Below are 21,348 nucleotides of genomic sequence, written 5' to 3'. Positions count from 1 at the left end.
GCTCTCACAAACGACTCGGTCAGTCCCCTCTCCCTCTGGGAGAGGGCTAGGGTGAGGGTTGGCTTTTGGCTGTTTAAATGTGTGCCAGATAACCGGAACCTTCCCACATGGTTTTCAGGTTGTCCGTCGGACGTGCGCTATTTAGTCTCTGGCTGTCGCTGAACACTCAGCGATCGGGTGTGAGAACCCGGCAATTTATGGTCATCAAGTCTTTGTGCACGCATAATTGCCGCCAGCTTGCCTGGCGTCTGCAATGTGTCATGGCGGCTGTGTGCGGGCAGACTTCGGTCTGGCCGGGTGTCCATAACCGGTATTCTCACCCCGCATACAGCTGCCACCTTTTGCCCCGTGAGAATGGCAGTGGGTGGCGGCAAAGACTTTGGAGTTGTTTCAATGGACAAACTGATCCCCGATCCACCCGCCGAAGCCACCACCCCCCTCGAAGAAGCCATCCGCGCCGACGACCTCGTCAAAAACCGCGAAGCCATCAAACGCGCGCTCGATTTCTACCTCTGCCCCGAACGTGCAAAGCCCCGGCAACCCAGCACGATGTTCCTCATCCACCCGAAAATCGATACCGAAAGCCTGCTCGCCCACGCCTGCGAATCCCTGGCCTCGGCCAACACACTGGCCGGTAACTTTGCCGATCAGCTTGGCCGGCCGGAGCGCAATACGGCACTGGCGATTCAGCAGATCGTCATGCTGGCCGAGCTTGCGGTAAACCGGGCATTGGATCGGGTCGATCCGCAGGCCTGATCCGCCAGGCACACCGCGTCATCGTTCTTCGCGAGCAGGCTCGCTCCCACAGGTGGAGTGCATTTCAAAAGGTGGGAGCGAGCCTGCTCGCGAAAGCGCTCGCAAGGTCACCACATCACTAATTCTTGCTCTCGATTTTCCCACCCGCATCCGGATCATAAAAATCCGGAATCTCATATTTGTACTTCTTCAACCAGCGCTGCATCGCCAAATCCCGTTCGGTCGCGGTCGCCGTTTGGGGTTTGGGTGAGGCGGCTTTGTTGCGGCTTTGCAGGACCAGCCAGCCTTCGGTTTCCTGTTGTTGCGCCGAGGCGGGGCCGGCGTCGATGGCGGCGGCGCTGAGGGGCAGGCTGAGCAGGGTCAGGTAGCACAAGCCTTTGCGGGGATTCATGGCTGTCTCCTTATTTGATCGACGGTGGCAACGGGTCAGCGACGGCGGCCACTTGATTGCCGCTGGCGGGTTTGGCCTTGACCGGGGCTTTGAGTCTTTCCGCGCGTTGCTGGGCTTCGGTGAATTGTTCCGGGGTCAGTTTCGCGCGGCTGACGATTTCGGCGGCTTGTGGCCAGTCGTTCTGGTACAGCAGCAGGGTGACCATATTCAGTGTTGCCAGTTGGTTGTTCTGCTTGAGTTCGATGGCGGTGAGGAACTCGAAGCGCGCGTCGTTGAGGCGCAGTTGGTTGAGGTAGACCACGCCCAGGTCGTTGCGGATTTTTTCGTCGGTGGGGGCCAGGCGGGCGGCGCGTTGCAGGTGGGCCTGGGCCTGGCCGTTGTCGCCGCGAGCAGCGTAGAGCTGACCGAGGCCGTGTTCGGCTTCGGCGGTCAGGCAGCCGCCGAGCAAGCTGCGGTACAACGGTTCGGCTTCGCTACGGCCGAGCAGGCGGTAGACCTTGGCTTTGCGCAGGCGCACTTCGCTGATGTTGTCCGGCAGGCTTTGCAGGTTGGCCAGGCTGGCGTGCAGTTTGCCGTCGTTGGCCAGGTCATCCGCAAGGTTCAGGGCCAGTTCCTGCTCCTGAGTCATTTTGCTGCAACTGGTCGGTGACAGCAGCGCTGTCCAGGGTGCCTGGCCGTCGGTGGCGCAACCGCCGAGCAGCAACAGACTTGCCATGACTATCAGTACTTTCATCTAACGCTCTCCATGAGCCAGGGTCAGTTTGCAAATGCCCGGGCAATGGCGGTGAAGCCCGGGCCGGCTAGGACGATCAGCAGTGCCGGAAACAGAAACACCATCATCACGACCGACATCTTCGCGGACATTTTCGAGATGTATTCCTGCAGGCGGGTCAGGCGCCGGTCATCCAGCAGTTGCTTGAGTGCCAGCAGCGACTTCATCGCGCCGCCGCCTTGTTGAATCAGTTGCTGGAGGATCACGCAGGTGTCGCTGAATTCGTCCACGGCGAGCATCACCGCCGCTTTGTGCAATTCCTGGCCGAGCTCCAGGCCGGAGTCGACACGGCTGAGGATCAGGCGCAGTTCGCTGGTCAGTTCCGGCAACAGTTTTTGCGCTTCAATGCTGAGTACGCGCAGGGCTTGTTCGACGGCCATGCCGGATTCGAAAAGGATGCGCAGCAGCGGAATGAACGTCGACACCTCCACCGCGATGGTTCTCTGGCGCCGTGCCGCAGCATAGGCGAGCAAGCGTTTGGGCAGCAGGTAGCCGCCGCCGGTGGCAAGCATCGGCACCAGCCAACGGTTTTCAGCCTGGGGGAAGAACACCTCTTGCAAAAAAATCGCCACGCCCAATGTCAGCAGTGGCGTGCCGATCTGGCAAGCGGCGTACAGCGCCCGTTCATTGGCTCGGCGCCAACCGATACGGTTGAGCAGGGTCTGGGTTTCGCTGTCGATGCTCACCGAGCGCTGGCCGAACTTGCTGCTGCCGAGCGCGCGCAACCAACTGCCGAAGCGGTTCTCGCGCACCAGTTGTCCTTGCAGGCGCTGAGTGATCTGACGCACCCGGCGGCGCTCCATCAGCAGGTGATTGATCACCAGCATCAAGGCGCCGAGCAGCAACATGAGAGCCGCGAGCCAGACCATGTCAGACGCTCCGTAACATGCGCCACAGCGCGAGGCTGCCGACCACTTGCAACACGGCGGCGCTGATCAACATCTGCTGACCACTGGCGTCGTTCCACATCCCGAGCATGTAGCCGGGGTTGGTCAGCATGAAGTAACTCACCAGCAGCAGCGGCAATGAGCCGAGCACCCACGCGGTCATGCGCGTTTCGCCAGTGAGGGCGCGCAGTTGCCGGGCACCCTGGTCGCGTTCGCGGATCAGTTTGATCAGGTTCTCCAGCAGCTCGCTGGCGTTGCCGCCGTAGCGATGATTGACCTTCAGGCCGAGGGCGAACATGCGCAGTTCATCCTGTTCATACAGCTCAGCGAAATCACTGACCGCGTCGGGCAGGTTCACCCCCAGTTGCACGTTGCGCTGGACTCGGCCCATGGCTTTTTTCAACGGATCTTCGCTGGCTTCAATACCGCCCATGACCGCGTCGCTCAGGGTACGCCCGGACTTCAGACTGCGTACGGTGTGATCGAGCAACTGCGGCAACTGCTCGATCATGCGTTTGATCCGGCGCCGATAGAGCACGGCGATGTACAGCCGCAATGCCAGTGGCGGGATGAAGATCATCAGCAGCAAGCCGATCCAGTCGGCAATGAAAAAGCCCAGCGCCATCGCCAGTGCCCACAGACTCAGCCACAGGCCGAAACGCTCGGTCGGGCGGCCCAGTCCGGCGCGCAGAAACATCCGTTCCAGTCCGACCCAAACCGGCTTTTCAGGCGCCTGTTGCGGTTGCCCGGCGGCGAGTCGGTTGAGGACTTTTTCCGTGGCGGTCTTGCGCAGTCCCTGCAAGAACAGACGAATCGACAGCCCCAACAGCGTCAGGCAGATAGCAATGAGAATGATCGGTCCCAGCATGCTCGGTGCTCCTTGCCGTCAGCCCGGATGAGTCTCGTGGCGCAGCTTGTCGCCGGCCGGATTGACGGCTTCGCGCAGGAAGCCGAAACCGCAGCGGCGGTCGAGGCGGAACAGGGTGTTGGTGACGTAAACGTCTTCGCGAATACCGACCACCTCCACAACCTCGCTGACGCAACGGCGCCCGTCGGGCATGCGCGTCAACTGAATGATCACGTCGAGGGCCGCGCAGATCATCTGCCGCAACGTACGTTCGGCGATGGAACGGCCCGTCAGGCCGACCAGCGTTTCCAGACGCAGCAGGGCATCCTGCGCATTGTTGGCGTGCACGGTGCTCATCGAGCCGTCGTGACCGGTGTTCATCGCGGTCAATACGTCGACTACTTCGACGCCACGAATCTCGCCGAGGATGATCCGGTCGGGGCGCATCCGCAGGGCGTTGCGAATCAGGTCGCTGGCCTTCACTTCACCGTGGCCTTCGGCATTCGGCGGACGGGTTTCCAGGCGCACCACGTGCGGGTGGCCGAGCTGTAATTCGGCGACGTCTTCGATGGTCACCAGACGTTCGTGCGGGTTGATCAACTGGCTGAGAATATTCAGCAGCGTGGTCTTGCCGGTGCCGGTGCCGCCGCTGATGAGGATGTTGCAGCGCTTGCCGACCGCATTCTGGAAAAACTCGAAGATCGGCAGGTCGACGGTTTGCATCGCGATCAGGTCGCTGCTTTTAAGCATGTCCTTGCGGAACTTGCGGATCGACAGGCACGGGCCGTCGAGGGCAATCGGCGGAATGATCGCATTGACCCGGCTGCCATCCGGCAGGCGTGCGTCGACCATCGGTGAGGATTCGTCGAGTCGCCGACCGAGCGGTGCGAGGATGCGTTGCATCACGCGTTCGACGTGATGGGCGTCGATAAACCGCAGGTCACTCTGGTGCAGCACACCGTCGCGTTCGATGAACACCCGGTGCGGACCATTGACCAGAATTTCGGTCACCGACTGATCGCGCAGCAATACTTCCAGCGGGCCGAAACCGGTGAGTTCGTCGACGATCTCTTCGGCCAGCCGTTCCATTTCATAGCGGGAAATCGCCAGGTGCAAACGGGCGATGTACTCGGCGACTTTGTCGGTGACGAACTGTGCGAGTTGCTGGCGTGAGCCTTCCAGCAGGTTTTTGCCCGACTCTTCGAGGGCGTCGATGATGTAGCGATGCAGGACCAGTTTCAGGCCTTCGTGATCGCTATTGCCGGCTGCACTGCGGGGCGCCGCGCCGAAGAGTTTTTCTGCGCTCATGAGGTGCCTCGCAAGCGGTCGAACCAGGTCACTTTAGGCTTGGCCAGACCCTCGGAACGTTTGGCCAGACGTTCACCGAGTGTACGCAGGCTCTGGGTGAGTTTTTCTCGCGGGGCCAATTCGAACAGGCTGACGCCCTGGTTTTTGGCGTTCAGGCGCACTTCGGGAGTGAGGGCCAGCGTGGCGATCACTTCCAGATTGAACGTCTTGCCGAGGGTTTCCGAATTGGGCGCGACGTTGCTCAAGTAACGGTCGATCAACAGCCGCCCGTGGTCGAGTTTCATGCCTTTTTCACGCCACAGATTGAGTACGGCGAGGTTGCGTCGGCAGTTGAGTACATTCTGGTCGGTGTACCAGAGCAACTTGTCGCAATGGCTGACAAAGGTGCGCAAGGCTTCGCTGTCGGTCTGTCCGGTGAGGTTCACGACGATGTGCTGGAAGTGCTGGCGCAGGGCGCTGAGCAACATGTACAGCTCGGCGGCGCTGGTGTTTTCCAGCGGCTCATCGTTGCTGGCGTAGGCGAGAATGCGCAGGCCGGCTTCGGTGCTGGTGAAGGCGCTGTCGATCAGTGTGGCGTCGAGCCGGCGCAAATGGCGCAAGGCATCGCCGAAGTGAAACGAACTCTCCAGCCCGAGCAAGGCGAGGCTGTCACCGCGCGGCAATCCGAGATCGAGCAGCAAGGTTTGCTGACCGCTCTTTTGCACGACCAACGCCATGTGGTTGGCCAACAACGCGCCGTCGGAACTGCTCTGCACGCCATACATGACCGTGAGGCCGCCCAGTTGCGTATTCGGCGCTACGGGCGGCAGGCGTTTGCTCAAGCGCCGCACCAGGCCGGCCACTTCGCTGGAGCGCGAACCGTAGGCAACAAAGTCGCGGGCACCAGCGCGCATCGCATTGAGCACCAGTTGATTGTCCATGCCGTCGCCGAGAGCAACGATCGCCAGCATCGGTTTGGCCTCCAGCGCGCCTTCGATCAACGCGCTCTGGGCGACCACGTGTTCGCGATCAAGGCCGACGAACACCAGGCTGGCGAAGGTGACGTCGACCAGCGCGAGCAGTTCGTCGAGGCTGCCGCCACCGGCGCTGACCACTTGGCCGAGCGGCGCGAGCGCGCCCTGCAGCCACTCCAGATCGGTGCTGTTGCGGGTGATGGCGAGAAAGGTCTGGCTCAAATTCTGGCTCATTGGGATAACCCGCTGCGCTTGTCGAAGTTGCCGTTTTCAAGGAAAAACATGCGATAGAAATTCGGGTCGTAATTGCGCAGTTTTTCCCCGGGTAACGACGGCAGTTGGGCATCGGCGGCCAATGGCTGCACCAGGTGTGGAGTGACGATCATCAGCAGTTCGCGCTCTTCGCGCTTGATCTGCGAGCCTTTGAAAAATGCACCGAGCACCGGGATATCGCCGAGGCCGGGAAACTTGTTCACTTGCGAGCTGTTGGTGGTGCTGATCAAGCCGCTGATGACGAAGCTCTCGCCATCGCCCAGTGACACGCTGGTGTCGGTACGGCGGATGGTCAGGGCGGGCACGGTGGTGCCAGCGATCTGTACGGCATTACTGAAGTCCAGTTCGCTGACCTCCGGGGCGACCTTCAAAGCGATGCGGTCGCGGCCGATGATGGTCGGTGTCAGGGTCAGGCGGATGCCAAATTCCTTGTATTCGATCGACACGCTGTCGCTGCCGGAGCTGGGTACTGGGATCGGGATTTCACCACCGGCCAGAAAGCTTGCGCTCTGCCCGTTCAGCGCCACCAGACTCGGCCGTGCGAGGGTGTAGGCGAAGCCGCTGGTTTCCAGCGCATTGATGATCGCCATGGTCTTGCCGCCGACCCACGAGAAGTTGAACAGCGAGTTGTCCACCGGTAGGCGTGGCTGCGGCACCCCGTCAATCGGCGGCAAGGTGCCGGGCGAACCGAACAGAAAGTTGCCGCGCGTGCCGATCAGCGAGGCGGTGGCTTCCTTGAGTTTGGTACGGCTGACTTCGACAAAACGAATGTCGGTCTGCACTTGCGATGGCAGGCTCGGATCATCCGACGGCAGGCTGGTGCTCAGCGCGGCAGTGGCGGCGCCCTGCACGAACACCATGCTCTGACGCGGCTCGCTCGAGCACGACGTCCAGACCATCAGGCTGGTGGCGCCGGGCGCAACACCGGTGAGCAGAAAGGACGAGCTGCCGGTGGCGTGGACGTCGGCGATTTTCGGATCGCCGATTGCCAGACGGGTGATCGCTACCGGCGACTGCACATCCTGCTGAAACCCTTCGCCGATTTCGATCACCGGTGGCATGCGCCCCAGTGCCGGGCAATTACCGACCGCCGCGAATGCAGCGTCCATCGACAGCCCCATCAATAACACGGCGCGCAGCATTGGTTTGAATGTCGGCCTGAAACGACTTTGCATGCCCTTGGATCCTTGCGCAGTCATGGATTTTGTTGGCTGATCTGGTTGCCGCGAATGATTTCCACGGCAGGCCGTGCAGCACCACCGGAACCACCGCTGGACGGTGCTTTCGGTGCGGTGCCCATGGCCAGTTGGGTGAACTGGAAGAGTTGTCGGTTGGCGGTGTCGAGATGAGCCGTGGACTGTTTTTCGCCGGCCCAGTATTTGGCCAGACGTTGTTCTTCACTGCTGCGTACGGCCAGGCGCAAGGTGCCGGCTTGCGTGGCAAGCATCAGGCGACTGAGCAGTTGTTCCGGCACCGCCAGCACCACGGTGCGCGCGGCGACGCGGCGTTGATCCTGTTTGAGTTTTTCCTCGGCGCTCAGGGCCGGCGAGGCCGGTTGGCCATCGTTGGTCAGGCCGTACTGGTCACCCACCCCAAGCACGCGCATGGCCGGCAAAACGATCTGCGCCGACTGTTCGAGGTTGCTGGAGTCCTGGCGCAGGTAGAGCAGCACATCGACGTAATCGCCGGGAATCAGTTGCCCGGCCGCGCCGATCACTTCGTCAACGGCCACGGTGAGCGCACGTTCATCGCTGTGAATCATGCGTGCCAGTGAACCGCCGGCAGTAAAGCTTTCCTCGTTCAGCCACGTGCCAGCGCTGAGGTGTCGCCAGGGTGTGCGGCCGACGGCCTGATCAATAGTGCTCAAGCTACCGGCCGGTGCACTGCGCAGCTTTTCCACGGCCACATCGGCGGCCGTCAGCGCAGTGAAGGGCGGCACATCATGTAGCAGCACCACCACCGGTTGGCGGGTCTGGTCTTCGGCAATGGCGACAGTATTTTCAACAGTGACGGCTGGTGCGACAGGGGCGGCGGCGACGTGTGCCGGCTGACGACTGAGCACCAGTCCCCAGTAACCGACAAAAACAGCTCCCAGTAACAGGATGGCTGCAAGGCCCATGGTGACGCGACTGTTCATGACGGCTCTCCCTTTCCTGCTGCACTACCCACTGCTATTGCTAACGAGAGAAGTTCCCAATCTGGCAGCTATGAACATGCAACTATTTCGCTATTTCCACGCTAGCTGATCCAAGCCAAAACGCCATTACTGACAGGAAAATAACTTACGAAAGTATGAGTCTTGGCCAATTAACAGCAGGCAATGGCAAAAACACGATTGGATTAATACTTTCCGGTTAATCCGTTCTTACAGTTGTTGGGCGGGGATTTGTTGACAATGCTCAGATGGCACGGTGGAACCTTGCCGCTGTAGTGCGACATCGGCGCCAGAGGCGCGAAGGAGTGGACGTATGTTCCAGATGATTCTTGATTACTTGATGGTCAGAGTGCGTCTGTTGTTCAGAAACGAGGAGGCTGCATCAGCTATCGAGTACGCGATCGTGGTGGCGATGGTAGCCGTGGTGGTTGTGGCATTTGTGACTCCCCTCGGTAATCGGGTGTTGTTCTACTTCAACAACATTTTGACCGGACTGGGCGGCACTGCCGTGACCAGACCCTGACGATCAAGGAGAACGGCGATGCTCTTTGAATACCTGATGATTCGTGCCCGCAGTTTCCTGGCCGATGATGACGCTGCATCGGCCATCGAGTATGCGATTGTGGTGGCGATGGTCGCGGTAGTGGTCATCGTTTTCGTTACGCCTGTGGGTGGCCGTGTGGTGGTCATGTTCAACAACTTGCTGGTGGCGCTGGGTGGCACGGCCGTTTCGACCACGCCTGCGCCGTCCTCTTGAGCTGAAACGAAGCTTAATGCCCGGCTGATGTCGGGCTACACTCGGGTTCACTTTCAGTTTTCAGGGATTGCCCATGAATGCTCCTTCGCTGCCGCGCCAACAGTTGCTTCTGGTTGACGATGAAGAGGACGCGTTGCTGGAGTTGGCGGAGTTGCTGGAGGGGGAGGGGTTCAACTGTTATACCGCGACGTCGGTGAAGCTGGCGTTGCATCATTTGACTCGCCATCCGGATATCGCGTTGGTGATTACTGATTTGCGTATGCCTGAAGAGTCCGGGATGTCGTTGATCAAGCGCTTGCGTGAGCATACTGCGCGCCAGCATTTGCCGGTGATTGTGATGTCGGGGCATGCGGATATGGAGGATGTCAGTGACCTGTTGCGACTGCAGGTGGTAGATCTTTTTCGCAAGCCGATTTATTACGTCAGGCTGTTGGAGACTCTGAATAATTTGTTTCCCAAGCCTACGGTTCAGGTTGGCTGAGGTTGAGCTCGGCGGCCTTTGGGCCGACCGTGCTTTTTGGGGTTTTTGGTGAATATCCGTTGCTGCGGGTGTTGCTGCTGGCGGTTTCGCCCTTACGGCGAGGCACTTTTTCCAGACGCCGAAAAAGTATCCAAAAAGGCTTGCCGCAACGTTCGGCCCGCTCGCTAAAGCTCGGGGTTCCTTCGCTCCGGGATCGATCCGGGGGGCATCGCCTACGGTTTGCTTCGCTGCACCTCCTCTCGATGTGTTCGACTTCGTCGAACGGTCGCTGCGCTCCCACCCCCGGATCAATCCCTCCACTCAGCCTGCCGACGCGGCCGGTGAATCAAGATCAAAAGCGGCAGCCGAGCTAACGCTCATCCTGTTGAGTGGTGAAAAGCGCAGGAGCGGCGTGGGTCGCTTTTGCTTTTCTGTGGGAGCGAGCTTGCTCGCGAAGGCGGCCTGACAGCCGGCCAATTTCTCTCTGGGTGCACCCGGTTCAACTGTGGGAGCGAGCTTGCTCGCGATGGCGGCCTGACAGCCGGCCAATTTCTCTCTGGATGCACCCCATTCAACTGTGGGAGTTAGCCTTCCAGCGAAGGTTGCCTGCAATCCGACCCAGTTCTGCCGGTTGTACACTCCACCCGCCGCTGCAGAAGCCTCCTGGGTGTTTCGGCTTACAACTGATAACTGAAACTGATGCTGTAACGCGTCCGGCGATTAAACGTGTCCAGCGCTTCGTCCGACATCGCCTTCGCCGCTTCCAGCGAAATGTTGTAGTACTTGGCATCACCAAACCGCAACCCGACCGCCGCCGATGACAGATTGTTGGCCTTTACCGGCAGTTCATTGAACCAGCTGCGCGAGCGATCGAGCACGACATAGGGTTGCAGGATGCGCACCCAATTGCCGTCGCGGTTGAAGCTGTAGTTGACCTCGTAGGCCACGCCCCAGCCTTTGTCGCCGGATGCTTGATCGTCGGGATAACCACGACCGAAGTTCTGCCCGCCGAACACCGCGCGCTCGCTGTCGGGCAGGCTGTCGTCGCTCCAGTACAACGCGGCCGACAGAACCCCTTGCCAATTATCGAAGAACTTGTCGCTCTGCACGCCGGACACGCGCAGGCGGAAGAAGTCGAGGTCGATGGCGTTGTTATTGCTTTTCGCGCCCATGCTGTCCAGGCCCTGGTACACGCCGCCGCTGAGGATCCGCAGTTGGCGGGCATCGGCCTTGCGCCAGTCACTTTCGAAGGCGAGGGCGCGGATGTCGGTGCGTTCTTCGACACTCAGCGGGAAGCCGACCACGTTGTAGCGGGTCTTGTCGTTGACCGCGTAAAGCCTTGAACCGGCCGTCAGCAGTTCGTTGGAGGCGGCAATCAGCGGCAAGGTGAAACCGATCGAGTAGCGGTCGTTTTCGCGGTGCGGTTTGAGTTGCAGGCCATTGTCGAGCAGGACATTGGTGCCGGGGTCCGCGCGGTAGCGTGAAGCCGACAGCGCCAGTTGTGCGCCTTCGTCATTGATGAACTGGTTGTAGTCGAGGCGGTAGTAATGCTCGTGATCGTCACCCGGCGGAAAGAGGCCGCTGAGGGTCAGTTGCTCACCCATCGCGGTTTGCGAATTGCTGCTGACGCCGAGCAGGGCCTGAGTGCCGTTGCGGTTGTCTTCGGTGGTGCTCAGCGTACTGGTGAAGGGTTTGCGACTGGCCTGGGCGACCAGGGTGGTGGCGCCGTCGGTGGTGCCGGGCGGTGGCACCTGGGCCTGGATCGTCACGCCGGGGATGCGCGTCATCAGTGTGGTGTAGCGCTCGAAGGTTTTGCGGGTCAGCGGCCGTTCGGCCTGGATCTTCGCCGCCAGTTTGTCGAGCAAGGCTCTGACCCGACCGACATCGCCCTGGATCTGGATATCGCGCACGTAACCTTCCACCAGCACCACGCGCGCGACGCCGTCATTGAAATTTTGCTGCGGCAAGAACGCGTAGGACAGCAAGTAACCGTCCAGCTGATAGCGTCGAGTGATGTTGCGCGTGGCTTCGATCAGCTCGGCGAGCGTGGCTTGCCGGCCGATCAGAGGCTTATAGATTTCGGCGAGTTCGTTGAGCGGGTAGAGGGTTCCGCCTTCGATCTGCACGGTTTGCAGTTTGATTTTGGTGTCCATCAGCAGCGGTTGTGCGGCAGCGGCACCGGCGTCCGGCACCTGCACCGGCGTGGCGCTCGGTCGGTAGGCGTCGGCCGGCAGGTTCGGCACCGGCAGATTGCGGATGGTTTCGTTGCTGTTGAGAAAGCTGGGCAGGGTGTCGGCGAGGGCTGCGGAACTGAGACTGAGGAACAGCAGGGATGCCATTACGCGCATAGGACACTCCATGGTCAGATCACGGCACTGGGCTGAATTTTCCTAAGAAAAAAGGCGGAAGACTCGTGGGAATCTTCCGCCCTCAACCAAGCGTAGGCGCTGTAGGTGAGGCCGTCGAATCGGCCAGGTGCAATTTAGCGTTGATTGCCTCCCAAGGTGCCAGTCAGGCCACCGAGTACCCCGCCCAGACCGCCACCTGTGGTACCTCCGTTGACCAGGCCCCCGACGGCAGTGACCGTGCCGCCGACGTTGTTGACCAGGCCCCCGACTGCGGTGGTGACCGGGTTGTTGGTCGCAGCAATGGTGTTGCCGATACTGCTGACCGCACCGCCCACCTGGCCGGTGAGACCTGCGACGGGGGAGCCGATACCGGTAGCTGCGCCGACTTGTTGGGTCACGTTGGTAACAGCACTGGTGACCGGGTTCAGGCCTGCCCCCAGCGCTCCGCCAACCGTGGCCAGAGGTGAGGTGGTTGCGGTGATCGGGGTGCCCGATCCGCCAAGTACAGTGTTGAGCGAAGCGACGGTATTACCCAGGCCGACAGCGGTAACGCCACCTGCGCTGACCACGCCATTGGTATTACCGGCATTCAGGCCAGCGCCGACGTTGACCACCGCGCCGCCGACCGTTTGCAGCAGGCCAGTACCGCCGAGGCCGCCGCCCAAACCACCACCCACTCCACCAGTACCCGAACCAGTGCCGTTGGACACCAGACCACCAGCCTTGCCGACCGCGGTACCGGTATTGCTCAACGCGCCGCCGAGTGTATTGGTCAAGGCGTTGCCGTTACCCGCATCGGTGACCTTGCCGCCTAGGGTGTTCACCGCGCCGCCGACTTGCGCAACCACGCCTTTGAGTGGATCGCCAAGACCTGTGGTCGCGCCGAGTTTGTCGGTGGTGCTTTCGACCATCGCGATCACTGGCACCAGGCTACCGCCGAGCTTGTTCGTCAGTTGGCTGGTCGGGCCGCTGGTCAATGTGGTGTCGAGGGTATTGCCGAGCATGGTGACTTTTTCACCGACGCCATCGAGCAGCGGCGCGACTTTGGTCACCACACCGCCCACCACCGGAACGCTGCCAGTCGCAGTGGACAGCTTGGCGCTGAGGTCGGAGACGCCGTTGCCGACATCCGTCACTACACCGCCAACTGAAGCCACGGTGGTGGTCAGGCCGTTAGGATCGGTGGCCAGTTTGCCAACGCCATTGGCGACGCCGTCACCCAAGGTGCTGACGACATTGCCAGCGGTGTTGGCCGCGCTCTGCACCACCCCGCCGACAACAGGAACCGTGCTCAGAGAGTCGCCGATCTGGCCCACGCCATCGCCGACACCCGCGACGGTATTACCGACATCCTGCACCAGCGTGGTGGTCACCAGCGGAGTAGGGGTTGGATTGGTCGGGTTGGTGGGGGCCGTTGGATCTGTCGGGTTGGTTGGATTGGTCGGATCGGTGCCTCCTGTACCACCGGTTCCGCCAGTACCGCCTGTGTTACCGGTGCCGCCAGTGCCCGCTGTATCACCGCTGCCACCCGTACCGCCAGTACCCGAGGTGCCGCCAGTGCCTGCAGTACCGTCCGCCGAAGAACTGCCGGAACTGCTTTTATGACCGCCACCACCGCTGCTGCAGCCGGTGAGGCCAAGGGAGAGAATCAATGCCAGAGCGATTGCCGATTTGCACCACATGCCTTGAGTTTTCATGATTGAGATTCCTTGCACCTGTCACAACGTTCGTTGTCTTCGATGGCTCGCCGATCTGTCGTCGGTGATGCCTTCGCCCGTTGTGCTCAATCTCAGTCCAGGGGCCGGTTTCAGACCATTCTCAAGTTGGTATTAACGCCTTTATATATAAGGTGAAGTTCAGCGCCTAAGGACTAATACCCAGGATATAGCCGGACAAAAAAAGGCCTTGATAATCAAGGCCCTGGTTTTTTCAGTGGAGGGGGGAAGGACGGCGAACACTTAAGTTATATACACACAATTAATGGTGTCCCGAGTGCTCAGGCAATCGGTTGCCACTGCCCGACCATGTGTTCCAGATCTTGCGCACCGATCAGCCGCAACTCACCACTGGACCCTGCGGCGCTCGCCAGTAAGGTCACCTCACTGGGCAAACGCACCGGTTTGCGAAAGTGCACGGCGATCTCGAGGTTGGCCTTGGGCAAGTGATCGCTGAGGGCTGCGAGGGTCCGCGCCTTGTTCCACAAGCCATGGGCAATGGCGGTTGGAAAACCGAACAATCTGGCGCTGGCCGCACTCAGGTGAATCGGGTTGTAGTCTCCGGACACTTTGGCGTACTGCCGGCCGATATCGGCCGAGGCTTTCCAGCGCGCCACCTCCACCAGCGATTGCGAAGGCTCCCAGGTCTGCTCGACCGGCTCGCCCTCAAGCTTGACGCCGCGACAGAGCATCTGGCTTTCGGCTTCCCACAACGGCCCGAGCTGATCATCCAGCGTGGTCAGCAGATCGAATGTTGCGCCTTTGGGATGCGCTTGCAGATTGGTCACGCGTACGCTCACCTGCGCCCGAGCGATCCCGCCCATCGGGCGCAACACGCGAATGCGGTTGCTCAAATGAATCAGTCCCAACAGCGGGAACGGAAATTCTCTGGCGGTGAGTAGCTGCATCTGCAGAGCGAAGGCGAGGATATGCGGATACGTCGGTGGCAGCAGACCGTCATCGGCGAACCCGCAGACCTTGCGATACGCCGCCAGGCGTTGGCCATCGACATCGACCCAACAGCGCAAGCCGCTGTCGGGCAACCGGGTGCCGGTGATTTTGCGTCGCGTCGCCGCCCGTGCGTACAGCCCGGGCAGGCGCGGTTCGCGATCCAGCGTATGCCATTCGATGCTCATGCCTAAGCCCCCAGAACACTTTGTCCACAGACCCGCAGCGCCTGCCCGGTGAATGCGCCGGTGCCCGGTTGCGCCAGCCACGCGACCGCTTCGGCGACGTCTTGCGGTAAACCGCCCTGACCGAGCGAACTCATGCGTCGCCCGGCCTCGCGCAGGCCGAACGGAATGTGTGCCGTCATTTGCGTCTCGATAAAGCCGGGCGCGACGGCGTTGATGCTGATACCGCGTTCCAGCAACGTCGGCGCCCAGGCTTGCGCCAGACCAATCAGCCCTGCCTTGCTCGCGGCGTAGTTGGTTTGCCCGCGATTACCGGCAATGCCGCTGATCGAGGCCAGCAGAATCACCCGCGCGTTGTCGTGCAACGTGCCGCTGTCGAGCAGTGCCTGGGTCAGCACTTGCGGCGCGTTGAGGTTGACCGCCAGCACCGCGTCCCAGAATTCCGGGGTCATGTTGGCCAGGGTTTTGTCGCGGGTGATGCCGGCGTTGTGCACCAGGATATCGAGGCCGTCGGGCAGTTGTTCGATCAGTTGCGTGGCGGCGTCGGCGGCACAGATATCCAGAGTGATCGCGCGGCCACCGAGGCGGGCGGCGAGGGCTTCCAGATCGGTCTTCGCCGGCGGCACGTCGAGCAGGATCACCTCGGCGCCATCGCGAGCGAGAGTTTCGGCAATGGATGCGCCGATACCGCGAGCAGCGCCGGTGACCAGCGCCTTGCGCCCGGCCAGCGGTCGTGTCCAGTCAGTGACTGGCGTGGCACAAGCCGTCAGGCGAATCACCTGGCCGGACACGAACGCACTTTTCGGCGAGAGGAAAAACCGCAACGGGCCTTCCAGTTGATCTTCGGCACCTTCACCGACGTAGATCAGTTGCAGCGTGCCGCCGCTGCGCAGCTCTTTGGCCAGTGAACGGGAAAACCCCTCCAGCGCTCGTTGCGCACTGGCGGCAAACGGATCACCGAGGGTTTCCGGGGCACGGCCAAGAATCACCAGATGGGCGCTGTGCTCAAGGTTCTTCATCAATGGCTGGAAGAATTCGCGCAGCTGTTTGAGCTGGTCGGTGTGCAGCAATTCGCTGGCGTCGAACACCACGGCTTTGAGTTTCGGGCCATGGCCGGGAATCCATTCGGTGGCGCTCGCCGGTTGCTCGCCGTAGCGGTAGATGCCGTCGGTCAAACGGTTGGCGAATGCACTAATGCGTTCGGCCAGCGGCCCGCCGCCGATCAGCAGTGCCCCTTCCACCGGCCGCAGGCGCCCGGCCTGCCAGCGTTCCAGTCGCACCGGCGACGGCAGGCCCAGCGCCCCGACCAGCCGATGGCCGAGGGACGAGTTGGCGAAGTCGATATAGCGGTCAGACATGGAACGCTCTCCAGAAGTTGGGGTTCAAAGTGTGGACTACCGATGGCAATCAATCGTTCGATCCACGCAATAAGGCCTACGCTAGAACAGCAGAGTAGACCACTGACCCTGTGGGAGGTGGCTTGCCGGCGATAGCGGAGTGTCAGCCACTGAAGAGGTTGGATGTGCCGGCCCCATCGCTGGCAAGCCAGCTCCCACAGGATTCTCTGTGAATCCAGATATTCAACAAGGAGTTATTCATGAGTCAGCTGCGCCGCGTCGCGATCATTGGCGGTAACCGTATCCCTTTCGCCCGTTCCAACGGGCCGTATGCCACGGCCAGCAATCAGGCGATGCTCACCGCCGCCCTCGAAGGCCTGATCGAACGCTACAACCTGCACGGCCAGCGCATTGGCGAAGTGGTGGCGGGCGCGGTGCTGAAATTGTCACGAGATATGAGCCTGACCCGCGAATGCGTGCTCGGCTCGCGTCTGTCGCCGGCCACGCCCGCCTATGACATTCAGCAAGCCTGCGGCACCGGACTGGAAGCGGCGATCCTGGTGGCGAACAAGATTGCCCTCGGCCAGATCGAGAGCGGCATTGCTGGTGGCGTCGACACCACGTCAGACGCGCCGATCGGTGTCAGCGAAGGCCTGCGCAAAATTCTCCTGCAAGCCAACCGCGCCAAGACCACTGGCGACAAGTTGAAAACCTTTCTGCAGTTACGGCCGCAACACTTGATCCCGGAATTTCCACGCAATGGCGAACCACGCACCGGCCTGTCGATGGGCCAGCACTGCGAGCTGATGGCGCAGACCTGGCAGATCCCGCGTGAAGATCAGGATCAACTGGCCCTCGACAGCCACCACAAACTCGCCGCGTCCTACAGCGAGGGCTGGCACAACGACTTGATGACACCGTTCCTTGGCTTGACCCGCGACAACAACCTGCGCCCGGACCTGACCTTGGAAAAACTCGCGACACTGAAACCGGCCTTCGAAAAAAGCGCGAAAGGCACGCTGACGGCGGGCAACTCCACGCCGCTGACCGATGGCGCGTCTGTGGTGCTGCTCGGCAGTGAGGAGTGGGCCAAGGAACGCGGTTTGCCGATCCTCGCTTACCTGCGTGACGGCGAAGCCGCGGCGGTGGATTTCGTCAACGGCGCTGAAGGGCTGTTGATGGCGCCGGTGTACGCCGTGCCGCGATTGCTCGCACGCAACGGGCTGACCTTGCAGGACTTCGACTACTACGAAATTCACGAGGCTTTTGCCGCTCAGGTGCTGTGCACGCTGAAGGCCTGGGAAGATCCCGAATACTGCAAAACGCGCTTGGGCCTCGACGCGCCGCTGGGTTCGATCGATCGCAGCCGACTCAATGTGAAGGGCAGTTCGCTGGCGGCCGGGCATCCGTTTGCCGCCACTGGTGGGCGCATCATCGCGAACCTGGCGAAGTTGCTGGACGCTGCCGGCAAGGGCCGGGGCCTGATTTCGATCTGCGCGGCGGGCGGGCAGGGCGTCACCGCCATCATCGAACGCTGACGCTGAAAGAGCCCCTCACCCTAACCCTCTCCCAAAGGGAGAGGGGACCGATTGGGGGATGCTGCAGAGTTACGCCGACCTGATCTTGCTTTACAGAATCCATAATCGACGCGGTATTTCAGGTCGATGCATAACGCCAGACTCCTCGGTCAGCCCCCTCTCCCTCAGGGAGAGGGCTGGGGTGAGGGGCTTTTGAGGTTCAGGTACGAAACCGTCTGACCAACCCATCCAGCTCATTCGACAACCCCGCCAGACTCTGCGAATCCAGACGCGCCGAGTTGGCCAGTTCTGCCACCAACTGCGCATCACCGTGGATCTGGCTGATGTGCCGGTTGATGTCCTCAGCCACCTGATGCTGTTCTTCAGCGGCGGTAGCGATCTGCGTGTTCATGTCACGGATCACGTCCACCGACTCGCGGATCTGCGCGAAGCTTTCGCGCGCCTCGCCGATGCGCGTCACCGACTGCTGCGACACCTCCAGGCTGGCGTGCATCTGTTGCGTGACCTGGCTGGTGCGCTTGGCCAGATTGCCGAGCAAGCCGTCGATTTCCGCGGTTGAATCCGCCGTGCGCTTGGCCAGCGCACGCACCTCATCGGCGACCACGGCAAAACCGCGGCCCTGCTCACCGGCGCGCGCCGCTTCGATGGCGGCGTTGAGCGCCAGCAGGTTGGTCTGCTCGGCGATGGAGCGGATGGTGCCGAGGATCGACTGGATATCGTTGCTGTCGCGCTCCAGTTGCTGCATCGACTGCGCCGATTGTTCCAGCTCCTGGCTCAGTTGATCGACGCTGTGAACCGCCGCATCAATCTGCTGCTGGCCTTGGCGAGCCTGACGCTGGCCGCTGTCGGCGGAGTCCGCCGCTTGACTGCACGAGCGTGCGACTTCGTTGGCGGTGGCGACCATTTCGTGGAACGCGGTCGAGACCATGTCGACGGCTTCACGCTGACGTCCGGCGGCTTCGGCCATGTCGCTTGAAACCCGGGTCGAACTCTGCGAGGTCGCGAGGATTTTCCCGGCAGCACCGCCGATGTGTTGAATCAGGCTGCGGATCGCGGTGAGGAACTGATTGAACCAGTTGGCCAGTTGCGCGGTTTCGTCGTTGCCCCGAATGTCGAGGTTTTTGGTCAGGTCGCCTTCGCCCTGCGCGATGCCCTCCAGACCACTGGCGACGCTGCGGATCGGACGCACGATCAGGCTGGCAAAACTGGCCCCGACCACGGCGAACAGCACGGCCAGTACGGCGGCGATGATCGCGATCAGCCAGGTCAGTTGCGTGGCCGAGCTCATCACATCGCTTTGCTTGATCAGGCCGACGAAGGTCCAGCCCAATTGCTCCGACGGCCAGACGTTGGCCATGTAGCGTTCGCCGTCAAGCTCGACTTCGACCAGACCTTTGCCGGCCTTGGCCAGTTGTGCATAGCCTTCGCCGAGGCTGTCCAGCGGCTTGAAATTATGTTCCGGCTGTTTCGGATCGACCAGCACCGTGCCGCTGTTTTCCAGCAGCATCAGGTAGCCGGTTTCGCCCAGTTTGATCTGTTTGACGATCTCGGTGAGTTGCTTGAGCGTCACGTCGATGCTGACCACGCCGCCGTTGCTGCCGAGTTTGTTGTCGATGGTGCGCACGGTGCTGACGTAGGTCGCATCGTCCTGCGCCCAGTAGTAAGCGGCGGTCCGCAACGGCTTGCCCGGTTTGGCCTGGGCGGCCTTGTACCAAGGCCGCTGGCGCGGGTCGTAGTTATTGAGTTTGGGGTCGTCCGGCCACGACACATAACCGCCAGCCGCGGTGCCGACGATGGCATAGGCGTAAGCCGGGTGGGCGTTGCCCAGATCCTGCAGGAACGCAAAGACCTTTTTGTCCATCTCGCCCTGCGGGATGGTTTCGGCGTTGGCGCTCATGTAGGTCTTGAGGCTGTCGTCGGTGTTTTTGATCAGCGGTTGCGATGCCAGGTAATCGACGTTCTGGCTGATACCGTCAAAAAACAGCTGCATGGCATTGCTGACCTGACGAATCTCGCGACCGCTGCTGTCGACAAAACTGTCCCGGGCATCGCTGCGCAGGTTCATCACCACCAGCGTTGCGACCAGCACCACCGGCAAGCAGGCGATGATTGCAAACGCCCACGTCAATTTCTGTTTGATGTTCATCCGCGCTCCAGATTTTCTTGTAGGCCCACGCAGTGCAGATGACTTGTGGTTTATTGGCAGCCGAAAACGTTGTGGATCACCCGTGTCCCCGAGCGCGGCATCGCTGATTGTTGTGGAACGATTGCCGGACAAATCCCTCTGTCATTGAGGGCTTCGGCTGCAAAACAGGGAAATTGAGGCGACTTGGAAAAAATCTGCCGAAGGGGCATCACCCGGATGTCAGATTCTGTCGCAAATGCCCTTGAAGACATGTACCAACAAGTCCAACGGCCTCAGCTATGATTCCCCACGGTCGATGCGCGAGCGCAGAGTTGGCCCTGTTTAATCCGGCACAGTGTGTGCATTCTCAACGTTCACAGGTCGGCAACCCCTCCCCGTGATGCGAGGATTGCCGTATAACGAGTGACATTCGCGTGTTTGGTAATAAAGGACCCACAATAAAAGCTGATGAAGACTCCAAAACGCATTGAACCCCTGATCGAGGACGGTCTGGTCGACGAAGTGCTGCGCCCACTGATGAGTGGCAAAGAAGCAGCTGTTTATGTGGTGCGCTGCGGCAATCAGTTACGTTGCGCAAAGGTCTACAAGGAGGCGAACAAACGCAGTTTCCGCCAGGCGGCCGAGTATCAGGAAGGCCGCAAGGTGCGCAACAGCCGACAGGCTCGCGCGATGGCGAAAGGCTCCAAGTTCGGTCGCAAGGAGACCGAAGATGCCTGGCAGAATGCCGAAGTGGCGGCGCTGTTCCGTCTGGCCGGTGCCGGTGTGCGGGTGCCCAAACCCTACGACTTCCTCGACGGCGTGCTGTTGATGGAGCTGGTGGCCGACGAGTTCGGCGATGCGGCGCCGCGTCTGAATGACGTGGTGCTGGAGCCGGATCAGGCGCGCGAGTATCACGCGTTCCTGATTTCGCAGATCGTGCTGATGTTGTGTACCGGTCTGGTGCACGGTGACCTGTCGGAGTTCAACGTGCTGTTGACGCCGACCGGCCCGGTCATCATCGACCTGCCGCAAGCTGTCGACGCTGCCGGCAACAACCACGCGTTCAGCATGCTGGAGCGCGATGTCGGCAACATGGCTTCGTACTTCGGGCGCTTTGCCCCGGAGTTGAAGAAGACCAAGTACGCCAAGGAAATGTGGGCGTTGTACGAAGCCGGCACCTTGCACCCGAACAGTGTGCTGACCGGTGAGTTCGATGATCCGGAAGACCTGGCCGACGTTGGCGGGGTATTGCGCGAGATCGAAGCGGCGCGCCTCGACGAGGAACGCAAGCAGGCCATCCGTGCGGCGGACGACGAGCCGAAAGGCAAGTCCGAAGAGCCCCCGCCACCCCCGTGGATGCAGTGATCGCTTGACGAGAAACCCGGCTTCGGCCGGGTTTTTTTTGATACTCAGAAAAGCCCCTCACCCCAACCCTCTCCCAGAGGGAGAGGGGGCCGACCGCGCTGTCTTGCGTCTTACATCGACCTGAAACACCGGGTCGATTATGGATTGGATGAGGTCAGCATTTGGACCTGTTTGGATTCGGTAAAGAAATTTCAGGTCGGCGTATCTCCGCAGCATCCCCCAATCAGT

The 21,348-nt window shown here is 61.1% G+C and carries 18 protein-coding genes and 2 pseudogenes; 6 read left to right on the top strand and 14 right to left on the bottom strand.

Annotated elements, in window-relative coordinates:
• Positions 1–393 precede the first annotated feature (393 nt).
• Positions 394–756, top strand: coding sequence for a DUF6124 family protein (locus QZR14_RS27620; protein ID WP_311998272.1), 363 nt, complete (start codon positions 394–396; stop codon positions 754–756).
• Between the two features lie 118 nt (positions 757–874).
• Here QZR14_RS27620 and QZR14_RS27615 read toward each other — a convergent pair whose 3' ends face one another.
• The 8 genes from QZR14_RS27615 to cpaB are packed head-to-tail and all read right to left on the bottom strand — an operon-like array spanning position 875 to position 8,324.
• Positions 875–1,147 carry a DUF3613 domain-containing protein gene (locus QZR14_RS27615; RefSeq protein ID WP_311998271.1) on the bottom strand — a complete coding sequence of 91 codons (273 nt, stop codon included), beginning with the start codon at positions 1,145–1,147 and terminating at the stop codon, positions 875–877.
• Positions 1,148–1,157: 10 nt separating this feature from the next.
• The gene (locus QZR14_RS27610; protein WP_250603020.1) at positions 1,158–1,880 is read right to left on the bottom strand and encodes a tetratricopeptide repeat protein; all 723 of its coding nucleotides are present in this window, start codon (positions 1,878–1,880) and stop codon (positions 1,158–1,160) included.
• A 23-nt stretch (positions 1,881–1,903) separates the two neighbouring features.
• Entirely contained in the window at positions 1,904–2,788 is an 885-nt protein-coding gene (locus QZR14_RS27605; protein ID WP_250603021.1) for a type II secretion system F family protein, read from the bottom strand.
• 1 nt (position 2,789) lies between these two features.
• Positions 2,790–3,674 carry a type II secretion system F family protein gene (locus tag QZR14_RS27600; RefSeq protein ID WP_311998270.1) on the bottom strand — a complete coding sequence of 295 codons (885 nt, stop codon included), beginning with the start codon at positions 3,672–3,674 and terminating at the stop codon, positions 2,790–2,792.
• An 18-nt stretch (positions 3,675–3,692) separates the two neighbouring features.
• Positions 3,693–4,961 carry a CpaF family protein gene (locus QZR14_RS27595; protein ID WP_311998269.1) on the bottom strand — a complete coding sequence of 423 codons (1,269 nt, stop codon included), beginning with the start codon at positions 4,959–4,961 and terminating at the stop codon, positions 3,693–3,695.
• A complete protein-coding gene (locus tag QZR14_RS27590) occupies positions 4,958–6,148 on the bottom strand; it encodes an AAA family ATPase (RefSeq protein WP_311998268.1) in 1,191 nt (396 codons plus the stop codon). The genes QZR14_RS27595 and QZR14_RS27590 overlap by 4 nt, the downstream gene beginning before the upstream one ends.
• On the bottom strand, positions 6,145–7,362 hold the full coding sequence (locus tag QZR14_RS27585) for a type II and III secretion system protein family protein (protein WP_250603026.1): 1,218 nt from the start codon (positions 7,360–7,362) through the stop codon (positions 6,145–6,147). Before QZR14_RS27585 ends, QZR14_RS27590 begins: the two co-directional genes overlap by 4 nt.
• A gap of 20 nt (positions 7,363–7,382) precedes the next feature.
• A complete protein-coding gene (gene cpaB / locus QZR14_RS27580; RefSeq protein ID WP_250603027.1) occupies positions 7,383–8,324 on the bottom strand; it encodes a Flp pilus assembly protein CpaB in 942 nt (313 codons plus the stop codon).
• 331 nt (positions 8,325–8,655) lie between these two features.
• Here cpaB and QZR14_RS27575 point away from each other — a divergent pair, with 331 nt between their 5' ends.
• From QZR14_RS27575 to QZR14_RS27565, 3 genes are all read left to right on the top strand, one after another.
• Positions 8,656–8,865, top strand: a complete 210-nt coding sequence (locus QZR14_RS27575) for a Flp family type IVb pilin (RefSeq protein WP_442967431.1) — start codon at positions 8,656–8,658, stop codon at positions 8,863–8,865.
• Between the two features lie 18 nt (positions 8,866–8,883).
• Positions 8,884–9,099: a Flp family type IVb pilin gene (locus QZR14_RS27570; RefSeq protein ID WP_311998267.1), complete on the top strand. Its 216-nt coding sequence runs from the start codon at positions 8,884–8,886 to the stop codon at positions 9,097–9,099.
• Positions 9,100–9,172: 73 nt separating this feature from the next.
• Entirely contained in the window at positions 9,173–9,580 is a 408-nt protein-coding gene (locus QZR14_RS27565; RefSeq protein WP_250603029.1) for a response regulator, read from the top strand.
• Positions 9,581–10,236: 656 nt separating this feature from the next.
• Here the strand turns inward: QZR14_RS27565 and QZR14_RS27560 are convergent.
• The 4 genes from QZR14_RS27560 to QZR14_RS27545 form a co-directional block, all read right to left on the bottom strand.
• On the bottom strand, positions 10,237–11,907 hold the full coding sequence (locus QZR14_RS27560) for a ShlB/FhaC/HecB family hemolysin secretion/activation protein (protein WP_311998266.1): 1,671 nt from the start codon (positions 11,905–11,907) through the stop codon (positions 10,237–10,239).
• A gap of 134 nt (positions 11,908–12,041) precedes the next feature.
• Positions 12,042–13,604: a collagen-like triple helix repeat-containing protein gene (locus QZR14_RS27555; protein WP_311998265.1), complete on the bottom strand. Its 1,563-nt coding sequence runs from the start codon at positions 13,602–13,604 to the stop codon at positions 12,042–12,044.
• A 299-nt stretch (positions 13,605–13,903) separates the two neighbouring features.
• Entirely contained in the window at positions 13,904–14,758 is an 855-nt protein-coding gene (locus tag QZR14_RS27550; protein ID WP_311998264.1) for a MaoC family dehydratase, read from the bottom strand.
• A gap of 2 nt (positions 14,759–14,760) precedes the next feature.
• Positions 14,761–16,113 carry a 3-oxoacyl-ACP reductase gene (locus tag QZR14_RS27545; RefSeq protein WP_311998263.1) on the bottom strand — a complete coding sequence of 451 codons (1,353 nt, stop codon included), beginning with the start codon at positions 16,111–16,113 and terminating at the stop codon, positions 14,761–14,763.
• A gap of 239 nt (positions 16,114–16,352) precedes the next feature.
• Between QZR14_RS27545 and QZR14_RS27540 the strand changes: the two genes are divergently transcribed.
• On the top strand, positions 16,353–17,630 hold the full coding sequence (locus QZR14_RS27540) for an acetyl-CoA C-acetyltransferase (RefSeq protein ID WP_311998262.1): 1,278 nt from the start codon (positions 16,353–16,355) through the stop codon (positions 17,628–17,630).
• Between the two features lie 199 nt (positions 17,631–17,829).
• Here the strand turns inward: QZR14_RS27540 and QZR14_RS28210 are convergent.
• A pseudogene (locus tag QZR14_RS28210) lies at positions 17,830–18,429 on the bottom strand (methyl-accepting chemotaxis protein); the annotation flags it as partial.
• Between the two features lie 258 nt (positions 18,430–18,687).
• A pseudogene (locus tag QZR14_RS28205) lies at positions 18,688–19,620 on the bottom strand (cache domain-containing protein); the annotation flags it as partial.
• Positions 19,621–20,223: 603 nt separating this feature from the next.
• Between QZR14_RS28205 and QZR14_RS27530 the strand changes: the two are divergent.
• Positions 20,224–21,120 (top strand): PA4780 family RIO1-like protein kinase, encoded by an 897-nt coding sequence (locus tag QZR14_RS27530; RefSeq protein ID WP_090281144.1) that lies wholly within the window; start codon positions 20,224–20,226, stop codon positions 21,118–21,120.
• Positions 21,121–21,348: the final 228 nt, after the last annotated feature.

Source organism: Pseudomonas sp. rhizo66, assembly GCF_031931925.1.
In the GTDB taxonomy this organism is placed as follows: domain Bacteria; phylum Pseudomonadota; class Gammaproteobacteria; order Pseudomonadales; family Pseudomonadaceae; genus Aquipseudomonas.
The sequence above is the reverse complement of the archived record's forward strand: the minus strand, read 5'-3'. Positions and strand labels throughout refer to the sequence as shown.

Bases quoted from the DNA above. Each gene is read 5' to 3' on its own strand.
- QZR14_RS27540 (WP_311998262.1), top strand. From the start codon at position 16,353: ATGAGTCAGCTGCGCCGCGTCGCGATCATTGGCGGTAACCGTATCCCT.
- QZR14_RS27560 (WP_311998266.1), bottom strand. From the start codon at position 11,907: ATGCGCGTAATGGCATCCCTGCTGTTCCTCAGTCTCAGTTCCGCAGCC.
- QZR14_RS27620 (WP_311998272.1), top strand. From the start codon at position 394: ATGGACAAACTGATCCCCGATCCACCCGCCGAAGCCACCACCCCCCTC.
- QZR14_RS27590 (WP_311998268.1), bottom strand. From the start codon at position 6,148: ATGAGCCAGAATTTGAGCCAGACCTTTCTCGCCATCACCCGCAACAGC.
- QZR14_RS27600 (WP_311998270.1), bottom strand. From the start codon at position 3,674: ATGCTGGGACCGATCATTCTCATTGCTATCTGCCTGACGCTGTTGGGG.
- QZR14_RS27610 (WP_250603020.1), bottom strand. From the start codon at position 1,880: ATGAAAGTACTGATAGTCATGGCAAGTCTGTTGCTGCTCGGCGGTTGC.
- QZR14_RS27530 (WP_090281144.1), top strand. From the start codon at position 20,224: ATGAAGACTCCAAAACGCATTGAACCCCTGATCGAGGACGGTCTGGTC.
- cpaB (WP_250603027.1), bottom strand. From the start codon at position 8,324: ATGAACAGTCGCGTCACCATGGGCCTTGCAGCCATCCTGTTACTGGGA.
- QZR14_RS27615 (WP_311998271.1), bottom strand. From the start codon at position 1,147: ATGAATCCCCGCAAAGGCTTGTGCTACCTGACCCTGCTCAGCCTGCCC.
- QZR14_RS27550 (WP_311998264.1), bottom strand. From the start codon at position 14,758: ATGAGCATCGAATGGCATACGCTGGATCGCGAACCGCGCCTGCCCGGG.
- QZR14_RS27605 (WP_250603021.1), bottom strand. From the start codon at position 2,788: ATGGTCTGGCTCGCGGCTCTCATGTTGCTGCTCGGCGCCTTGATGCTG.
- QZR14_RS27545 (WP_311998263.1), bottom strand. From the start codon at position 16,113: ATGTCTGACCGCTATATCGACTTCGCCAACTCGTCCCTCGGCCATCGG.
- QZR14_RS27575 (WP_442967431.1), top strand. From the start codon at position 8,656: ATGTTCCAGATGATTCTTGATTACTTGATGGTCAGAGTGCGTCTGTTG.
- QZR14_RS27585 (WP_250603026.1), bottom strand. From the start codon at position 7,362: ATGCAAAGTCGTTTCAGGCCGACATTCAAACCAATGCTGCGCGCCGTG.
- QZR14_RS27570 (WP_311998267.1), top strand. From the start codon at position 8,884: ATGCTCTTTGAATACCTGATGATTCGTGCCCGCAGTTTCCTGGCCGAT.
- QZR14_RS27555 (WP_311998265.1), bottom strand. From the start codon at position 13,604: ATGAAAACTCAAGGCATGTGGTGCAAATCGGCAATCGCTCTGGCATTG.
- QZR14_RS27595 (WP_311998269.1), bottom strand. From the start codon at position 4,961: ATGAGCGCAGAAAAACTCTTCGGCGCGGCGCCCCGCAGTGCAGCCGGC.
- QZR14_RS27565 (WP_250603029.1), top strand. From the start codon at position 9,173: ATGAATGCTCCTTCGCTGCCGCGCCAACAGTTGCTTCTGGTTGACGAT.